Here is a 15,236-nt window from a genome sequence, read left to right on the forward strand (position 1 = left end):
GAACGTGCTCAGGGCCGGCCTTTCAGCCGGTAAAGCGAGTTCTGCCGCGTGCGCTCCACCAGTTCATAGCCGCAGCGGGCGAAGGCGGCCGCGCAACCGGGATAGTCATTTCCCGTTCCCGCTGTCTCGATGACGATCCGCGACGGCCAGCGGCTTTCCGGCTCGGTGTCGAAGAAGGGAACGAGCGCCTTGTCCTCGTGGCCCTCGATGTCGATCTTCAGGCCGTGAATGCGCGCGATGCCGGCATCGTCCAGGATGGAGGAGAGGCGGCGCACGGGGATGCCGCCGGCATCGTCCTCCTGGATCGAGACGATGGCGATGTCGTCCTTGCGGCGGCGCAGGCGCGCATGGGTCTCATGGTCGCTCACGCCCTCGGCGAAGACCGACACGTTCGCCAGGCCGGAAGCCCCGGCATTGAAGGCAAGGTTCCCGCAGACCGCCTCATTGGCGTCGATCGCCACGACCTTGCCGGCGGAGCCCGTGAAGCGGGCCAGCGGCAGGCTGTAGAGGCCGATATTGGCGCCGATATCGACGAAATGATCGCCCGGTTCCGCGCCTTCCATGAGGAAGTCGATGTCGCGCCGGTTGTAGGCGGGATGCAGCAGGATGCCGTATTCGATGAGGTTTCCGCCGCCGGTCAGGCGGAAGGCGCAATCGCGGAACATGACGTCGAGCGGACGGCCCGCGCGCCCCTGGATGAGGCGGAACATGGTGCGCCGGAAGGTGCCGCGATGCAGGATGCTGGCCCGGGCGGCGGCGATCAGTGCGCGTTGCACGGCATTGGGCGCATAGGTGCCGAAAGGCACGTTGCCGCCGGAGCCCGGCTGCGCCGCTGTCTCATAATCCGTCCAGCCAGTGCCCATTGCCTATCGGTTTCCTTCCCCGGTGAGAGGGGCTGACTGGCTTCAAAGGCGCGGGATGTCAATATTGACCAGGCCCTCGTCCTTGACCTGGCGGATGGTCAGGGCCGTGCGCACCGTGTCGACATTGGGCGCGGCGGTCAGCGTCTCGATGACGAAGTCCTGGAATTCGGTCAGGCCGGGCGCGACGCAATGAAGCAGGAAATCGGTTTCTCCCGACATGGTCCAGGCGCGGCGTACCATGGGCCAGTCCTTGACCCTGGCGGCGAATTCGCGGATGCCGGCCTCCGTCTGGTGCTGCAGGCCAACGAGGCAGAAGGCGACCACCTGCTGGCCCAGTGCCTTGGCGTCGAGCAGGGCGCGGTAGCTCTTGATGACGCCGCTTTCCTCAAGACGCTTGACGCGTCTGAGGCAGGGCGGCGCCGATATCCCCACCCGGCGGGCCAGTTCGACATTAGTGATGCGCCCTTCGTCCTGAAGGATTTTCAGGATCTTCCAGTCCGTCTGGTCGAGGTCGGCCGTTGTGGTCATGGGCGGGTTGTGCCTGATGGTTCGAAGCGCTGCGCTCATTCCTAGGGCAAAACCGGCCTGCCGCCAACTCCCGGCGGAAGGCGCCGCCAATTGACGCGGCAGGGCGCAAAACCGGTGAGCGGAGGCCGGCCGGGACTTGAAAGCGGATGCCGCGAACCCTTAGATGACGCTCAAACGTCGAACGGGTAAATGTCAGGGCGGCCGGGGCCGCTCCAGGAAGGGGGTCGCCATGGCCGCGCGTCATGCTCATGTTCTCGTCATCGGATCGGGGCCGGCAGGCTACACCGCCGCCATCTACGCCGCCCGCGCGCTGCTCAAGCCAGTGCTCATCGCCGGCATGGAGCAGGGCGGCCAGTTGATGATCACCACGGACGTGGAGAACTATCCGGGCTTTGCCGATCCGGTCCTGGGGCCGGACCTGATGGCGGCGATGCTCAAGCAGGCGGAGAATGTCGGCGCGGAAATCGTCAACGACCTCGTCACCGAGGTCGACGTGGACAGCCGCCCGTTCCGGCTCAAGACCGATTCGGGCCAGGACTGGACCGCCGATGCGCTGATCATCGCCACGGGCGCCCAGGCCAAGTGGCTGGGCATGGAGAGCGAGGCGGCCTTCAAGGGCTTCGGCGTGTCCGCCTGCGCCACCTGCGACGGCTTCTTCTACCGCGGCCGTGACGTGCTCGTCGTGGGCGGCGGCAACTCAGCCGTGGAGGAGGCGCTCTACCTGTCGCACATCGCCAACCACGTGACCGTGGTGCACCGGCGCGACGAGTTCAGGGCCGAGCGCATCCTGCAGGAACGCCTTTTCGCCAAGGAGAACGTCACCGTCATCTGGGACACGGTGATCGACGAGATCGTCGGCGAGAAGCCCAAGCCGCCGATGCCGCCCTCGGTGACGGGCGTGCGCCTGAAGAACATCAAGACCGGGGCGGTGACGGAAATGCCGGTCCATGGCGTGTTCGTCGCCATCGGCCACGCGCCGGCGGTCTCGCTGTTCGAAGGCAAGCTGAAGCAGAAGCCGAACGGCTATCTGTGGACCGAGGCCGATTCCACGCGCACCAGCGTCGAGGGCGTCTTCGCCGCCGGCGACGTGACGGACGATGTCTTCCGCCAGGCGGTCACGGCCGCGGGGCTGGGCTGCATGGCCGCGCTGGAGGCAGAGCGCTGGCTGGCGACGCAGGACGTGGCGCTGGAAGCCGCCGAATAGGGCGGGAAAACGAAACGGCCGTTCATTTCGTGACGCGTTTCACTTGCGTGTCGTGAATTTCACGGAAAAGATGCAGCGCCGGGTCATGATACGCGGCGTGGAGGGGCGCCATGCCTGTGGACTGGGACAAGCTGAGGGTTTTCCATGCCGCCGCGCAGGCCGGCTCGTTCACCCATGCCGCCGATACGCTGAACCTGTCCCAGTCGGCCATCTCGCGCCAGGTCAGCGCGCTCGAGCAGGATCTCGGCGTGCCGCTCTTCAACCGCCATGCGCGCGGGCTTGTGCTGACCGAGCAGGGCGAACTGCTGTATGCGACGGCGCAGGACGTGATGCTCAAGCTCGACAGCGTGCGCAACCGCCTGACCGAAACCACCGACCGGCCGTCGGGCCTCTTGCGGGTGACGACGACGGTGGGCCTCGGCACCGGCTGGCTGTCGAACCGCGTCGACGAGTTCCTGGAGCTTTATCCCGATATCCGCCTCCAGCTGATTTTTTCCAACGAGGAACTGGACCTGACGATGCGCGAGGCGGACTGCGCCATCCGCCTTCGCGCGCCCTCGCAGCCGGACCTGATCCAGCGCAAGCTGTTTACCGTCCACTTCCATCTCTGGGCCTCGCCCGATTACGTCAACCGGCACGGCAAGCCGCAATCGCTGGCGGAACTGCACATGCACAGGCTGATCACCTTCGGTGAGCCGGTGATCCCCTATCTGAAGAACCTCAACTGGCTGGAAACGCTGCCCGGCCCGAACGGCCAGCCGCTGGAAGCGGTGCTGCAGATGAATGACCTGCACTCCATCAAGCGGGCCGTGCAGCGCGGGGTGGGGATCGCCATGCTGCCCGATTACATCGTCAGCAAGGACAGCGGGCTGGTTCAATTGCTGCCGCAGACGGAAGTCCCCTCTTTCGAGACCTATTTCTGCTATCCGGAAGCCATGAAGAACCAGGCCAAGCTGAATGTCTTCCGTGACTTCATGCTGTCCAAGGCGCGGAAGTGGAACTACTGAGCCGGGCATGAGCCTGGCCATATCAGGGCGCGATGCAGGGGCGTGCGAATCGCGCCATGCCCTGCACGGGCCGGTTCGCCGTTGTCGCCCTGCCGCGGTTATTCACAGAATATTCGATGCGAAAAAGAAATGTGCGAATGCCTTTTTGTTCGGCGCCGATGGCCGTCCTGACAGGGCAAGTCGTTGAAAAATTATGCATCGCCTGCAAAGCTATGCATCAAATGCATATGTGCAATGCACAATACCGTATTGTCATTCATCATCCAAAGGCTCATATCCACGTCATCTCAGAGACGCATTCCTCCTCCCATTGGCGTCTCCGAGTGTTCCCCTCTGGAGGTTTGTCACAAGTGGCAGCTCCATTTATTGGCCGGATTTCAATCCGGCCATTTTTTTTGCCTTGCCGTCTCCCGAAGCACCACCGCCATGACAGGCAAGAAAAATCCGGCGCAAGGGCTGCGCCGGATGGGTTCGTGACCCTTGGGGCCCCGGATCAGGCGGCGGCGGCCCGGTCGCGGATGGCGGCAAGCGCCTCGTCGGCGGCGCGGCCGGTCAGTTCGGCCATGTGGTCGAATTCCGCCTCGTATGAGGCGACACCCGCGGTCAGCGAGCGCAACTCGATGATCAGGCCGGTGAGGCCGGCTTGCGGCATCATCGCTTCCACCACATCCCAGCCTTCCCAGCCGGGCCTGCCGTCATAACCCAGGATCTGTCCGCGGCGCTGGGGAATGATCGCGGTGATCTTTGCCGTGGCGTCGGAAGGCGTGAAGACGCGCACCTTCATCACCGGTTCGAGCAGAACGGGCGAAGCCTTGGGCATGGCTTCGCGCATGGCGAGCTTGGCGGCCATCTGGAAGGCCATGTCAGAGGAATCGACCGAATGGTAAGAGCCGTCCGACAGGTTGACCGCGATATCGACCACCGGCAGGCCGAGCGGACCGCTTGAGAGATAATCGCGCACGCCGGATTCCACCGACGGGATATACTGTTTCGGCACCACGCCGCCAGTGATCGTGTCGGTGAACTCGAAGCCGGAACCGCGCGGCAGCGGCCTGATCTCCAGCACCACGTCGCCGAACTGGCCGTGACCGCCGGACTGCTTCTTGTGGCGGCCGCGTTCCTGCACCGGCTTGCGGATCGTTTCCAGATAGGGAACCGGCGGTTCGCCCACCTCGACGGATGCCTGGTACTTGCCGGAAAGACGCTCCAGCGTGACGCGAAGATGCATCTCGCCCTGGCCGCCAAGGATGGTCTCGCCCGTGCCCGGGCTCTGTTCGATCCGCAGCGCCGGATCTTCCTCGGCGAGCTTGGCGAGCGCGGCCGACAGCTTCACGTCATCCTTGTGATCGCGGGCCTTGATGGCGACGGCGTGGACCGGTTGCGGCCCGGACGCGGCGGCCAAGCCGCCGGGAGCCTGCTTGCCATGGGACAGCATGGCCCCGGTGGGCACGCCATCCAGCTTGCCGAGCGCCACGGTCTCGCCGGTGGACGCGGACGGGATCTTGCCCTGGTTCTTGCCGAGCATGCGGTACATGCCGGATACCCGTGCCTCCGCACCGTTGCTGGCCATGATCTCGGTGCTGTCGGTTATCGTTCCGCGCAGGACGCGTGCCACGGACAGCTTGCCGCCATGGGGCGTATGGATCGTCTTCATCACATGGGCCAGCGGCGGGCCTTCGCCATCGATGCCAAGGCGTTCGAGCGTGTCGGAAATGTCGGGCGCATCGTGGCGCAGGGCCTTGAGCAGACGGTGGACGCCGTTGCCATGCGCCGCCGAACCGATCAGCACCGGCACGACGTGACCGGCGCGCAGATCGGCGGTCAGGTCGTCGAAGACCTCGTCGCGCGGCGGCTCGATCTCTTCCAGCAATTGCTCCATGAGGGCGTCGTCATGGTCGGCCAGCGTTTCCAGCATGGTGAAGCGGGCGTCGATCTCGCGCGACTTCTCCTCGGTGGGGATGTCGGTCTGCTCGCTCATGGCGTGTTCGCGCCAGACATAGGCGCGCTCCAGCGCCAGGTCGATTGCGCCGATGGCGATGTTGTTCTTCCAGATCGGGATCTGGCGCAACAGCAACGGTTTCGAGGATGCGGGCTGCAGCAATGCCACCGTGTCGCGAACGCGCGTGCTCGCGGTGTCGATCTTGTTGAGAAAGAGGATGCGGGGAATGGCGAGTTCGTCGAGCCGCTTGAGCACGAGTTGCAGGGCAGGGATCTTCTTCTCGTCAGCCTCGGCCACCACGATGGCCGCGTCGCAGCCAGCCAGCACGGCCTCGGCCTCATGGGCGAATTCGATCGAGCCGGGGCAATCGATGAAGGTGAATTCCTCGTCCATGAAAGTGGTTGTGGCGGGGACTGCCTCCACGCTCATGGCATGGGCCTGCGCTTCCGGCGAGTGGTCGGAAACGGTATGGCCCGATCCGGTTTCGGCGGCGCGCTGAATGGCGCCGGTCCGTTCCAGAATGGATTCCAGAAGGGTTGTCTTTCCGCTTGCGAAGGGACCGCAAATGGCAATGCATTTCGGTCCCTTGCGTCTGCTTCCGGCGCGTTCACCCATGGCACAATCCTCCTTTTTCACGCGTTGGACGCGAGCGGAGGACCGGCTTTTCATGCGGCTATTTCGGGAAGGGCGAGCGCCGCAAGGCACCTCCGCTTCTCTCCCGGAACCTCAAGTCCGGCCGCCGCTCAGTCTGCCGGTAGACCCCGGCAACACGGCATCGTTTCACCAAAGGTTTGCGGGCGCAAGAGAGAAGTCCGGCCGCGGCCGCGCAGCAAGGGACTCCATGGGTTGCTTCAACCGCTTCGTGCCACAGTTTCAAAAGCACGTAAAAGTATATATATCTGCACAATAAACCCGCATGGGTTGCGTCTTCAGGATGCCACTTGCCGCATGAACCTGCCATGATGGTTGAATATCCGCAGCGGTCTTCCGTTTGAAATCGGGGCGCCGGGGTTCTTGAACCGACGGTTCAACTTCCGCGTTTTTCGGCGTTAAAAACAATCATTTGTTGTATGAAATCAAGACAACGATTCAAGGTTGCCTGCGATGCATGGCGGCTGCGGGCCGGATGACGCATCGCGCCTGGGAGCCGGGTTGCGGAGCTCATGAAATGCTTCGTGCTCCATGGGCCAGGTATCTGATGCGCCAAGGAAAACCCTGAAAGCAGGAACGCCGCCCGTCGGGCGGCGCCTGAAGCATGGTTTCCGGAAGGAACCGGATCAGCGGCAGTTGCCGCAGAAGCGCTGGATGCGCTTGCAGCTTTCCTCCAGCAGGGCTTCCGACGTGGCGTAGGAAATGCGGAAGTTCGGGCCGAGGCCGAAGGGTTCGCCATGGACCACGGCCACGCCCTCGGTCTCCAGGAGTTCGGTGACGAAATCCTGGTCGTTGGCGATCACCTTCCCCGACGGCGCGGTCTTGCCGATGAGGGCGGCGCAGGAAGGATAGACGTAGAAGGCGCCTTCCGGCGTCGGGCAATTGATGCCGTCGGCCTGGTTGAGCATGGAAACGACGAGGTCGCGCCTGTTCTGGAAGATCGTCTTGTTGGTCTGGATGAAATCCTGCGGACCGTTCAGCGCCTCGACCGACGCCCACTGGGCGATGGAGCAGGCGCCGGAGGTCTGCTGGCTCTGGATCATGTCCATGGCCTTGATCAGTTCCATCGGGCCGGCGGCATATCCGATCCGCCAGCCGGTCATGGCATAGGCCTTGGAGACGCCGTTCATGGTCAGCGTCCGGTCCTTGAGGCCGGGTTCGACCTCGGCAGGCGTGCAGAAGGTGAAGTCGCCATAGACCAGGTGCTCGTACATGTCGTCGGTCAGCACCCAGACATGGGGATGGCGCATCAGCACATCGGTCAGCGCCTTCAGTTCGGCATGGGTGTAGGCGGCGCCGGACGGGTTCGACGGCGAGTTGAAGATGAGCCACTTGGTCTTCGGCGTGATGGCGGCTTCCAGCGCCTCCGGCGTCAGCTTGAACTCGCGTTCCAGCGTGGTGGCGGCTGGGACCGGCGTGCCACCGCACAGCAGCACCATTTCCGGATAGGAAACCCAGTAGGGCGCCGGGATGATCACCTCGTCGCCGGGATTGAGCGTGGCCATGAATGCATTGAAAAGGATCTGCTTGCCGCCGGTGCCGACGATGGTCTGGGTCCAGTCGTAGTCGAGGCCGTTCTCGCGCTTGAACTTGGCGGCGATCGCCTGGCGCAGTTCCGGAATGCCGGCGACCGGGGTGTACTTGGTCTCGCCGCGCCGGATGGCCTCGATGGCGGCGTTCTTGATGTTGTCCGGCGTGTCGAAATCGGGTTCGCCGGCGCCCAGCGAAATCACGTCGCGGCCCTTGGCTTTCAGTTCACGGGCTTTCTGCGCGACGGCGATGGTCGCGGAGGGCTTCACGCGGGAAAGGGCGTCGGCGAGAAAGGCCATGGCAGGGCTCCAATGGTTGTGGCTCCAGGAAAACGCGCTGGTCGGCGCGGCCTGCTCTTAGCGTCATGGGCGATGTACTTCAAGGCTTTGCGCGGGCGCGCCGGTGCTTTCACACCCCGCCCTGGCGCATGTTAACCGGCCGTGAAAGCTTGAACGGTATCCTGAACGGCAGGGTCGCGCCATGCGGGCGCACCGGAAACCGCCGAAACAGAGGCGCGCGGCGAAAGCGCAATGACACGAAGCGTTGGCCTGGCCCATGTGATCCGCAAGGACGACGGCACCTCGGAAGGGGTGTGGGGGCCATTTGTCATCCGCTCGGCGTTCCAGCCTGTTTTCCGCTTTGGCGGCGGCAAGCTGGAGATCGCGGCCTTCGAGGGACTGGCGCGACCGTTTCGCGACGGCGAGCCGGTATCTCCGGCCGTCTTCTTCGGTTCCATACCCGAGCAGGACCGCCTTGAGGTCGAAACGCTGACGCGCGGCCTGCACCTGCTGAACGGGGGGCGCTTCCTCGACCCGCGCACCTCGCTTTTCGTCAATTTCGATCCGTCGGTCTATTGCGACCGCGGCACGGCAGACCGGGCGCTCAGGGAAATGCGCCTGACATTGCACGAGTCGGGCGTCGAGCCATCGCGTATCGTGGCCGAGGTGACCGAACAGAAGGCTGCCTCGCACGCCGCGTTGAGCCAGTTCGTGGCGGCGCTGCGCGCGCATGGATTCCGCATCGCCGTCGACGATTACGGCGCTGACCATTCCGACATGGCCCGCATCCGGGACCTGCAGCCCGACATCGTGAAGTTCGACGCGGCATGGATCACCCGGCTGATGGACAGTGATCCCGGATTCGAACTGCTCAAGACCATGGTGCAGACCTTCAACGGCTGGGGCATTGCCACCCTCTTCGAGGGCATCGAGGAGCATTGGCAACTCGACCTCGCGGAGAACAGCAAGGTGCGCATGGTGCAGGGTTTCGTGCTGGCCCGGCCGCAACTCGCGCCGACCGGGTTCGCCGATTTCTGGGGCGGGCAGACCGGCGGTGAACCTCGTGTGGCACCGGATGTCCGGGCGGCCGCGCCGGCGGACGTCTTTCAAGATCCTCCAGATCGGGCTAATGTATCCGCGGCGCCCGCGCCCGAACGTCCGGCATCCGTGACAGTGAAGGCGGCGCCTTGCCGTCAGGTTCGCACCTTCGGCCGAAAGATCCGCAATGGATGACAGGAAGCCCATGGCAGGAGGCAGGCTGTCTTGACGCAAGCGAGCACACCGGGGGAAACCCGGCAGGGGGGCGAGTTCATCCGCGACGAGACGGGCCGCGCGCGGCTCAGGTTCGGCGACATCCATTTCGAGACGGTTTTCCAGCCCTTCTTTCGCGTTCTGGGCGACAAGCTCCGGCCGGACTTCGCCACGGCCCGCATCCGGCCCCATGGCACAGCCAAGCCGGCAAGCCTGTTGCGCCAACTCGCCGACGGGCCTGGTGCATCGCAGGCGTCCGGCCTTGCACGCTGCAACCTGGCTTTCCTCGATCCCGAGACGCTGTGCTTCTGCGAGGATCACCAGGGTTCGGCCAACATGGCGCCGGCAGCGCTCGACCTGCTGCTTGGTGCTGCCCGCGATGCCTTCATGATGGCGGACCAGCTTGTCTGGCGGTTGCCGCTTTCCATCGCCGGCGAGGCGGCCGGAGCGGTTGCCGCCGCGCGTGAAAGCGGCGTTCGCGTCGCCTTGAGGATGGGCAGCGGGGAGGATCCGGGCCTTTCGGTCGCGAAGGCCGGGGAATGCGGGGCGGACATGCTGCATCTGGGTGTCGAGTGGTCAGGTGCCTGGCTGGAAAACGTGCCCGAAGCCCGGTCGTTGCTGCGCAACCTTGTGGACCGGATGCGCCACGCCGGCTCCGGCGTCTCGATGACAGGGATCAGCACCGCGGCACAGCTTGAGGTCGCGCTTGACGCGGGTGTCACCTGGCTGCAGGGCGGATATCTTGCCCCTGCGGTCCCGGCGGGGCGGGCCACCGGCTGGCAGGATCTCAGCGCGACGGCGCTGAAGCGGCCCGGCGCGAACATCACGGTACTCAAGCAGCGCCAGACCCCGCGCCATCAGCAATATTGATCGGTCGCACAGCATTGCTGACTGGTCGGCCGGGCCGGGCTGACGCATGATCCCTTGCCGTTTGAACAGGACATGGCCCCGAATGATCACGCTTTATTCCATGCCCAGTTCGGGTAACAGCTACAAGGTGCGCCTGCTGCTGGCCAAGCTCGGCATCCCGTTCCGGCACGTGCCGGCCGAATACGGCTCCGGCGTCACCACGAGCGCGGTCTTCCGCGCGCTCAATCCGCATGGCCGGGTTCCGCTCGTGCAGTTCGAGGACGGCCGGGTGCTGTCGGAGTCCAATGCCATCCTGTTGTATTTTTCCGAAGGCACGCGCTTCCTGCCCGATGACCGGTTCACGCGGGCGAAGGTTCACCAGTGGATGTTCTGGGAGCAGAATTCGCATGAGGCCACCATTGCCGTGCGCGCCGCCATCCTGTGCTACGACCATCGCGCCGGCGAACGCCGTGCCGACGTGCTCGATCCACTGCTGGAGGCCGGGCACCGCAACCTGAATGTGATGGACATCCAGTTGCAAGGGACGCCGTTCCTGGCGGGCGACAGCATCACCGCCGCGGACCTTTGTCTCTATGCCTATACCCACAGCGCCGGGACGCGCGGCGGATTCGACCTGGCGCGCTTTCCGGCCGTTTCGGACTGGCTGAAACGGGTTGAAGCCGACGCGCCGCATGTGCCTCTCGACTGGCTGGGCGACAATCCGGCGTAATTCTTTTCGATCAGGACAGCATGGATGCCTTGCCTTCGCCATTTCCGGTGCCATCCTGAACGGGACGGGACAGTTCATCGACCAGGTGCAAAGGAGCCACCCGTGATGCAGCGCATGATACTCGCCCTGACGGCAGGCCTGATCGCCGTCGCGCCCGCCCATGCCATCAACCGCTACAACGTCGACCGCCTCTCCTGCGGCGAGGTGCAGGACATCATTGCGGCGGAAGGTGCCGCCATCCTGCGCTACACGTCGATGTCCGGTTCGGGCATGACCCTCTACAACAGGTTCGTGCGGCATGGCGGCCTGTGTCCGGCCGGGCAGGTGACGAAAACCGAGTTCATACCGACCGCCGACACGCCCGAATGCCCGGTGAAGGCCTGCCGCGATCCGGTCTTTCTGAGGGACGATTGAGCGAGCAGCCTGGCTGCGTGGTCAGATGCCGGTGACGAGAAGGTCGATGGCCGCGACGATGTTGTCGCGCTCGCCAGCGATCGAGCCCAAACGGTCAGTCAGGGTACGAGCAGGCACAGCGGCCATCAATTGCGGTGCGAGCCGGTAGACATCGAATTGCGCCACGTCAGAACATCCGGTATTCCTCCAGCGGCAATCCGTTTTCTTCAACCCAAGCATTATGCTGGCGGATTGCCTCGGCGTTCTCTTCCTTCCAGCGGCGTTCCTTCTCCGCCTTCACGGCATCGGCGATGCCGCGTTCGTCCATTTCCGACAGGTTGATGCCGAGCGCCCTGGCCTCCTCCGCCAGATGGGCGTTGATGGAGAGGTTGGCGGCGGTCTTGCGGGAAGGGCGTTCGTGTCTCATGCGCATAAATCATGCGCATGAGGGGTTTGCGTCAAACGCAGGATGCCGCCTAGTCGAAATAGGCCTGCAGCGGGCGGACCTCCAGATTGCCGGCCTTCAGCGCCAGGATGGCGTGGCTGACGGCCTCGGCGCCGGCAAGCGTGGTGTAGTAGGGCACCTTCTGCATCAGCGTGGCGCGGCGCAGCGACTTGGAGTCCGAGACCGCCTTCTGGCTGTCGGTCGTGTTGAACACGATCTGGACCTGGCGGTTGCGGATGGCGTCCTCGACATGCGGGCGGCCTTCGAGCACCTTGTTGATCTTCTCGGCCGCGACGCCATGCTCGGCCAGGAAGCGCTGGGTGCCGCCGGTCGCCAGAACGCGGAAACCGGCATCGGCCAGCCGCTTGACCGAGGGCAGCACCGCGGCCTTGTCCTCGTCGCGCACCGAGACGAAGAGCGTGCCGGAGCGCGGCAGGTCGACGCCCGCGCCAAGCTGGCTCTTGGCGAAGGCCAGGTGATAGTCGCGGTCCAGGCCCATGACCTCGCCGGTGGAGCGCATTTCAGGCCCGAGCAGCGTATCGACGCCGGGGAAGCGGGCGAACGGGAAGACCGCTTCCTTGACCGCGATATGGCCGAGCGCATTGACGTCGGGCTTGTCGCCGTAGTGGGCAAAGGCGGTGTCGAGCGCCTCGCCGGCCATGATGCGCGCGGCGATCTTGGCGATTGGCCGGCCGATCGTCTTGGCGACGAAGGGCACCGTGCGCGAGGCGCGCGGGTTGACCTCCAGGATGTAGACCGTGCCCTCCTTGATGGCGAACTGCACGTTCATGAGCCCGCCGACCTTGAGCGCGCGGGCCAGCGCGACCGTCTGCTCCTCCAGTTCCGCCACCATCGCCTTGCCGAGCGAATGGACCGGCAGCGAGCAGGCGCTGTCGCCGGAATGGATGCCGGCTTCCTCGATATGCTCCATGATGCCGGACACATAGGTGTCCTTGCCGTCGCAAAGGCAGTCGACATCCACCTCGATGGCCCCGGCCAGATAGGTGTCGAAGAGAAGCGGATTGCGCCCGAGCAGCGTGTTGATCTGCCCGGTCTTGTCGTTGGGGTAACGCGCCTTGATGTCCTCGGGCACCAGTTCGGGCACCGTGCCGAGCAGGTAGTTGGACAGCATGGCGTCGTCGTGGATGATCTGCATGGCGCGGCCGCCCAGCACGTAGGACGGGCGCACGACCAGCGGGAAGCCCAGTTCGCCGGCGACGAGCCGTGCCTGCTCCACCGAGTAGGCGATGCCGTTTTTCGGTTGGGTCAGGTTCAGCTTCATCAGGAGCTTCTGGAAGCGGTCGCGATCCTCCGCCAGGTCGATGGCATCGGGCGACGTGCCGAGGATGGGGATGCCGGCGCGCTCAAGCGCATCGGCGAGCTTTAGCGGGGTCTGGCCGCCGAACTGGACGATGACGCCGTGCAGCTTGCCCCTTGCCTGTTCGACGCGCAGGATTTCCAGCACGTCCTCGGCGGTCAGCGGCTCGAAATAGAGACGGTCGGAGGTGTCGTAGTCCGTCGAGACGGTCTCCGGATTGCAGTTGATCATGATGGATTCGTAGCCGGCATCGGCCAGCGCGAAGGCGGCATGGCAGCAGCAATAGTCGAATTCGATGCCCTGGCCGATCCTGTTCGGACCGCCGCCGAGAATGACGACCTTCTGGCGGTCGGACACTTGCGCCTCGTCGGCCAGCGCGCCGGCGAAGGGGGTCTCGTAGGTGGAATACATGTAGGCCGTCGGCGAGGCGAACTCGGCGGCGCAGGTGTCGATACGCTTGAAGACGGGATGCACGTCGAGGCGTTCGCGCAGGGCCTTGACGTCGTCCTCGTCCTTGGCCGTCAGCGAGGCGAGGCGCGAGTCCGAAAAGCCCATCGACTTCAACATGCGCAGGTTCTGCGCGTCCTCCGGCAGGCCGTGTTCCCGGATGCGCGCTTCGGTGTCGATGATCGCCTTGAGCTGTTCCAGGAACCACATGTCGATGCGGCACATCTCGTGAATGTCGGCCAGCGACGTGCCGAGCCGCATGGCCTGGGCGACCATGCGCAACCGGTCCGGCGTCGGCGTGCCGATGGCGGCGCGGATGGCGTTGCGGTCGTCCTCGCCGCCCAGACCGGGGATCTCGATCTCGTCGAGACCGGTCAGGCCGGTCTCCAGGCCGCGCAGGGCCTTCTGGAGCGATTCGGCGAAGGTGCGGCCGATGGCCATGACCTCGCCGACCGACTTCATCGCGGTCGTCAGGACCGGCGAGGCGCCGGGGAATTTCTCGAAGGCAAAACGCGGGATCTTGGTGACGACATAATCGATGGACGGCTCGAAGGAAGCGGGCGTGGCGCCGCCGGTGATGTCGTTTTCAAGCTCGTCGAGCGTGTAACCGACGGCAAGGCGCGCGGCGACCTTGGCAATCGGGAAGCCGGTGGCCTTGGACGCCAGCGCGGAGGAGCGCGAGACGCGCGGGTTCATCTCGATGACGACAAGGCGGCCATTGGCCGGGTTGACCGCGAACTGCACGTTGGAGCCGCCGGTCTCGACGCCGATCTCGCGCAGCACCGCGATGGAGGCGTTGCGCATGATCTGGTATTCCTTGTCCGTCAGCGTCAGCGCCGGGGCGACGGTGATGGAATCGCCGGTATGCACGCCCATCGGGTCGATGTTCTCGATGGAGCAGATGATGATGCAGTTGTCCGCCTTGTCGCGGACCACTTCCATTTCGTATTCCTTCCAGCCCAGCACGCTCTCCTCGATGAGCACCTCGGTCGTGGGCGAGGCATCGAGGCCGGACTGGACGATCTGGAAGAATTCCTCCTCGTTGTAGGCGATGCCGCCGCCGGTGCCGCCAAGGGTGAAGGACGGGCGGATGATGGCCGGCAGGCCGACATGGTCGATCGCCGTGGCGGCGACGGCCATGGCGTGACGCATGTAGCGCTGCTTGCGGTCGCCCTCGCCCAGGTTCCATTCGGTTTCCAGGTCGTCGAGGGCCTTGTCGAGGGCATCGCCGGAAAAGGCCGCCTTGAGTTCGGCGCGCCGCGCCTCGTGGGCCTTGCGGTCGGCATTCTTCACGTCCGTGGCGTTGGCCAGCATGGACTTCGGCGTTTCAAGGCCGATCTTCGCCATCGCCTCGCGGAAGAGCGCGCGGTCCTCGGCCTTGTCGATGGCCTCGGCATTGGCGCCGATCATCTCCACGCCGTAGCGCTCCAGGATGCCCATGCGGCGCAGCGACAGCGCGGTGTTGAGCGCGGTCTGGCCGCCCATGGTGGGCAGCAGGGCATCCGGGCGTTCCTTGGCGATGATCTTGGCGACGACTTCCGGCGTGATCGGCTCGATATAGGTGGCGTCGGCCAGTTCCGGGTCGGTCATGATGGTGGCCGGATTGGAATTGACCAGGATGATGCGGTAGCCCTCCGCCTTCAGCGCCTTGCAGGCCTGGGTGCCGGAATAGTCGAATTCGCAGGCCTGGCCGATGATGATCGGGCCGGCTCCGATGACGAGGATCGACTTGATGTCTGTACGCTTGGGCATGGGTGTCTTCCGGCTCTCGTTCGCGCGCAAAGGCCGGCGCGGAAAACCGGC

13 protein-coding genes are annotated in these 15,236 nt (G+C 64.9%); 6 read left to right on the top strand and 7 right to left on the bottom strand.

All coding sequences use genetic code 11. From position 1 onward, the window contains the following. Positions 1-8: 8 nt before the first annotated feature. Positions 9-863, bottom strand: a complete 855-nt coding sequence (locus tag ACLB6G_RS11515) for an FkbM family methyltransferase (RefSeq protein WP_410356313.1) — start codon at positions 861-863, stop codon at positions 9-11. Between the two features lie 42 nt (positions 864-905). After that, positions 906-1,391 (bottom strand): Lrp/AsnC family transcriptional regulator, encoded by a 486-nt coding sequence (locus ACLB6G_RS11520; protein WP_410356314.1) that lies wholly within the window; start codon positions 1,389-1,391, stop codon positions 906-908. Positions 1,392-1,620: 229 nt separating this feature from the next. Between ACLB6G_RS11520 and trxB the strand changes: the two genes are divergently transcribed. Together trxB and ACLB6G_RS11530 are read left to right on the top strand one after the other, a co-directional pair. Beyond that, on the top strand, positions 1,621-2,595 hold the full coding sequence (trxB, locus tag ACLB6G_RS11525; protein ID WP_410356315.1) for a thioredoxin-disulfide reductase: 975 nt from the start codon (positions 1,621-1,623) through the stop codon (positions 2,593-2,595). 110 nt (positions 2,596-2,705) lie between these two features. After that, the gene (locus ACLB6G_RS11530; RefSeq protein ID WP_410356316.1) at positions 2,706-3,602 is read left to right on the top strand and encodes a LysR family transcriptional regulator; all 897 of its coding nucleotides are present in this window, start codon (positions 2,706-2,708) and stop codon (positions 3,600-3,602) included. Positions 3,603-4,095: 493 nt separating this feature from the next. Here ACLB6G_RS11530 and ACLB6G_RS11535 read toward each other — a convergent pair whose 3' ends face one another. Then, positions 4,096-6,156: an elongation factor G gene (locus tag ACLB6G_RS11535; protein WP_410356317.1), complete on the bottom strand. Its 2,061-nt coding sequence runs from the start codon at positions 6,154-6,156 to the stop codon at positions 4,096-4,098. A 662-nt stretch (positions 6,157-6,818) separates the two neighbouring features. After that, positions 6,819-8,021: a pyridoxal phosphate-dependent aminotransferase gene (locus ACLB6G_RS11540; RefSeq protein ID WP_410356318.1), complete on the bottom strand. Its 1,203-nt coding sequence runs from the start codon at positions 8,019-8,021 to the stop codon at positions 6,819-6,821. Between the two features lie 231 nt (positions 8,022-8,252). Here ACLB6G_RS11540 and ACLB6G_RS11545 point away from each other — a divergent pair, with 231 nt between their 5' ends. From ACLB6G_RS11545 to ACLB6G_RS11560, 4 genes are all read left to right on the top strand, one after another. Next, positions 8,253-9,233, top strand: coding sequence for an EAL domain-containing protein (locus tag ACLB6G_RS11545; protein ID WP_410356319.1), 981 nt, complete (start codon positions 8,253-8,255; stop codon positions 9,231-9,233). Between the two features lie 30 nt (positions 9,234-9,263). Then, positions 9,264-10,121, top strand: a complete 858-nt coding sequence (locus ACLB6G_RS11550) for an EAL domain-containing protein (protein ID WP_410356320.1) — start codon at positions 9,264-9,266, stop codon at positions 10,119-10,121. Positions 10,122-10,203: 82 nt separating this feature from the next. Then, positions 10,204-10,830, top strand: coding sequence for a glutathione S-transferase family protein (locus tag ACLB6G_RS11555; protein WP_410356321.1), 627 nt, complete (start codon positions 10,204-10,206; stop codon positions 10,828-10,830). A gap of 105 nt (positions 10,831-10,935) precedes the next feature. Beyond that, entirely contained in the window at positions 10,936-11,244 is a 309-nt protein-coding gene (locus tag ACLB6G_RS11560) for a hypothetical protein (protein WP_410356322.1), read from the top strand. 21 nt (positions 11,245-11,265) lie between these two features. Here the strand turns inward: ACLB6G_RS11560 and ACLB6G_RS11565 are convergent, their stop codons facing one another. From ACLB6G_RS11565 to carB, 3 genes are read right to left on the bottom strand one after another with little or no spacing between them, the layout of a single operon-like run. After that, complete coding sequence (locus ACLB6G_RS11565) at positions 11,266-11,409, bottom strand: CcdB family protein (protein WP_410356323.1); 144 nt, start codon at positions 11,407-11,409, stop codon at positions 11,266-11,268. Between the two features lies 1 nt (position 11,410). Continuing rightward, on the bottom strand, positions 11,411-11,650 hold the full coding sequence (locus ACLB6G_RS11570; RefSeq protein WP_410356324.1) for a type II toxin-antitoxin system CcdA family antitoxin: 240 nt from the start codon (positions 11,648-11,650) through the stop codon (positions 11,411-11,413). A 49-nt stretch (positions 11,651-11,699) separates the two neighbouring features. Beyond that, positions 11,700-15,185: a carbamoyl-phosphate synthase large subunit gene (gene carB, locus ACLB6G_RS11575; RefSeq protein ID WP_410356325.1), complete on the bottom strand. Its 3,486-nt coding sequence runs from the start codon at positions 15,183-15,185 to the stop codon at positions 11,700-11,702. Between the last annotated feature and the right edge of the window lie 51 nt (positions 15,186-15,236).

The organism is Zhengella sedimenti (assembly GCF_046506625.1).
Classification (GTDB): Bacteria; Pseudomonadota; Alphaproteobacteria; order Rhizobiales; family Rhizobiaceae; genus Zhengella; species Zhengella sedimenti.

Excerpts from the sequence above, each read along its gene's own strand:
- ACLB6G_RS11515 (WP_410356313.1), bottom strand. The coding sequence starts at position 863 with ATGGGCACTGGCTGGACGGATTATGAGACAGCGGCGCAGCCGGGCTCC.
- ACLB6G_RS11520 (WP_410356314.1), bottom strand. The coding sequence starts at position 1,391 with ATGACCACAACGGCCGACCTCGACCAGACGGACTGGAAGATCCTGAAA.
- trxB (WP_410356315.1), top strand. The coding sequence starts at position 1,621 with ATGGCCGCGCGTCATGCTCATGTTCTCGTCATCGGATCGGGGCCGGCA.
- ACLB6G_RS11530 (WP_410356316.1), top strand. The coding sequence starts at position 2,706 with ATGCCTGTGGACTGGGACAAGCTGAGGGTTTTCCATGCCGCCGCGCAG.
- ACLB6G_RS11535 (WP_410356317.1), bottom strand. The coding sequence starts at position 6,156 with ATGGGTGAACGCGCCGGAAGCAGACGCAAGGGACCGAAATGCATTGCC.
- ACLB6G_RS11540 (WP_410356318.1), bottom strand. The coding sequence starts at position 8,021 with ATGGCCTTTCTCGCCGACGCCCTTTCCCGCGTGAAGCCCTCCGCGACC.
- ACLB6G_RS11545 (WP_410356319.1), top strand. The coding sequence starts at position 8,253 with ATGACACGAAGCGTTGGCCTGGCCCATGTGATCCGCAAGGACGACGGC.
- ACLB6G_RS11555 (WP_410356321.1), top strand. The coding sequence starts at position 10,204 with ATGATCACGCTTTATTCCATGCCCAGTTCGGGTAACAGCTACAAGGTG.
- ACLB6G_RS11560 (WP_410356322.1), top strand. The coding sequence starts at position 10,936 with ATGCAGCGCATGATACTCGCCCTGACGGCAGGCCTGATCGCCGTCGCG.
- ACLB6G_RS11570 (WP_410356324.1), bottom strand. The coding sequence starts at position 11,650 with ATGAGACACGAACGCCCTTCCCGCAAGACCGCCGCCAACCTCTCCATC.
- carB (WP_410356325.1), bottom strand. The coding sequence starts at position 15,185 with ATGCCCAAGCGTACAGACATCAAGTCGATCCTCGTCATCGGAGCCGGC.